We start from the raw sequence: 2,194 nt of genomic DNA on the forward strand, positions 1-2,194 counted from the left end.
CCGCCGGCGCGCGAGGGCGGCCCGGTGCGGCGGGTGCGGTCGGTGCGGGCTCAGCCGGGCCAGGCACCGGTCCGCAGGAAGGTCCGCAGCGTGGCGGCGTAGGGACCGATGTCCAGGCCCTGGTCGGCCAGCCAGCTGTCCGAGTAGTACTTGTCGAGGTAGCGGTCCCCGGGGTCGCAGAGCAGGGTCACCACCGAGCCGGTGCGTCCGGCGGCGACCATCTCGGCGACGATGCGCAGCGCGCTCCACAGGCCCGTTCCGGTGGAGCCGCCCGCCCGGCGGCCGAGGGCGGACTCCAGTGCGCGGACGGCGGCGATGCTGGCGGCGTCGGGGACCTTCATCATGCGGTCGATCGCGCCGGGGACGAAGCTGGGTTCCATCCGGGGACGGCCGATGCCCTCGATGCGGGAGCCGCAGTCGCTGGTGGCGGCCGGGTCCTGCCGGACCCATCCGTCGAAGAAGCAGGAGTTCTCCGGGTCCGGCACGCAGATGCGGGTGTCGTACTGCATGTAGTGCACGTAGCGGGCGATGGTCGCCGACGTGCCGCCGGTACCGGCCGCGGCGACGATCCACGCCGGTTCCGGGTAGCGCTCCAGCCTGAGCTGCTGGTAGATCGACTCGGCGATGTTGTTGTTGCCGCGCCAGTCGGTGGCCCGCTCGGCGTAGGTGAACTGGTCCATGTAGTGGCCACCGGTCTCCTCCGCGAGCCGGGCGGAGACCGCGTACACCGTCTGCGGGTCGTCCACCAGATGGCACCGGCCGCCGTGGAACTCGATGAGCCGCGTCTTCTCGGCGCTGGTGCTACGCGGCATCACCGCGATGAAGGGCACACCGATCAGCTTGGCGAAGTAGGCCTCGGAGACGGCGGTGGATCCGCTGGACGCCTCGATCACCGGTTTGCCGGGCCGGATCCAGCCGTTGCAGAGGCCGTAGAGGAAGAGCGACCTCGCCAGGCGGTGCTTGAGGCTGCCGGTGGGGTGGGTGGACTCGTCCTTGAGGTACAGGTCGATGCCCCAGTGCTCGGGCAGCGGGAAGAGCAGCAGGTGGGTGTCCGCACTGCGGTTGGCGTCGGCCTGCACGCGGCGTACGGCGTCCTTCAGCCAGTCGCGGTACACCGGGTCGCTGCGGTCCACGTCGGCGGTGCCCGGAACGGTGGCGGGTGCGTGCACGGGTGCTGGCCCGCCGGTGCCGGTCTGCTCGATGCTCACCGGTCGATCCTATGCGGACGCTCGCGATACTCCCGCCGGGCCTGGTCGCCGTCGCGTTTCGTGGGCAGACTGCTGGGGACGGGGAGCGCCGTGGTGGGCGGTCGGTCGCGGCAGAAAGCGGTGGATCATGGCGGAACCGGAGTTCGACGTCACGGGGGTGCGCATCGGGCGGCTGATGCGTTCGCTCACCCGCGCCGGACAGGTCCTGGTCAGGGACGGGCGCCTGGTGCTCCTGACGAGCTACGGCCGGGAGATCGACAGCGCCCCGGTGGAGACGGTCCACCTGATCGGTGTCTGGTCGTCGGCCCGGGACCGGGTGCTGGCCACGGTCAACGGCACCCGCTACGCGCTGCGGTTGCCGATGGCCGGACGGGAGCGACTGTTGTCAACGGTCGGCGAGGCCCGGGAACGCGCGGCCAAGATCGCTGGAGATCGACGCATTGTGCACTCTTGAACACAGCCCGATTTGCGCAACCATGTGAGCTGAATCACGCTGGTAGGTCAGGACACCAGTCGTCATCGACGCGTCCGTCAGCCACGCACGTCGCCCCGGCCCCAGGGAGTCGCAGCCGTGATCAGTCGTCCCGCCCCAAGTCGGCACTGCGCAGTCGAGTTCCAGGCCCTGCCCTCCCGCATCGGGCAGGTTCGCCGTATCGTTTCCGCCCAGCTCCGGTACTGGAAGCTGGATCCCCTGATCGACACGGCCGCGCTCGGCGTCACCGAGCTGCTCGCCAACGTCCACCGCCATACCGGCGAGGACAAGCACTGCACGGTCGAACTGGTGCTGCTGTGGGACCGGTTGACGGTCTCCGTGCGTGATCACGATCCGCGGCTGCCGCAGGTCAGGTCGGCCGGCGCGCTGGCCACCAGCGGGCGCGGACTGGCGCTGGTCGCCGCCGTCAGCGACAGCTGGGGCATGCGGGCGCAGCGCGGCGGGACCGGCAAGGTCGTCTGGTTCACGCTGCCCGTCCCGCCCGCGAAGGCGG

Annotated in this window: 3 protein-coding genes; 2 read left to right on the plus strand and 1 reads right to left on the minus strand. The window is 70.9% G+C overall.

Features of this window, described 5'->3' with window-relative positions:
• Positions 1-50: 50 nt before the first annotated feature.
• Entirely contained in the window at positions 51-1,202 is a 1,152-nt protein-coding gene (cds1, locus tag ACYVE9_RS23895) for an L-cysteine desulfhydrase Cds1 (protein WP_461029964.1), read from the minus strand.
• A gap of 133 nt (positions 1,203-1,335) precedes the next feature.
• Here cds1 and ACYVE9_RS23900 point away from each other — a divergent pair, with 133 nt between their 5' ends.
• Together ACYVE9_RS23900 and ACYVE9_RS23905 are read left to right on the plus strand one after the other, a co-directional pair.
• Positions 1,336-1,662 carry a hypothetical protein gene (locus ACYVE9_RS23900; protein ID WP_461029962.1) on the plus strand — a complete coding sequence of 109 codons (327 nt, stop codon included), beginning with the start codon at positions 1,336-1,338 and terminating at the stop codon, positions 1,660-1,662.
• A 117-nt stretch (positions 1,663-1,779) separates the two neighbouring features.
• On the plus strand, positions 1,780-2,194 hold a 415-nt coding region (locus ACYVE9_RS23905), incomplete at its 3' end, for an ATP-binding protein (protein ID WP_461029963.1).

The sequence above is a fragment of the Streptomyces sparsus genome (assembly GCF_054776295.1).

Coding starts and splice junctions, on each gene's coding strand:
- ACYVE9_RS23900 (WP_461029962.1), top strand. CDS start 1,336: ATGGCGGAACCGGAGTTCGACGTCACGGGGGTGCGCATCGGGCGGCTG.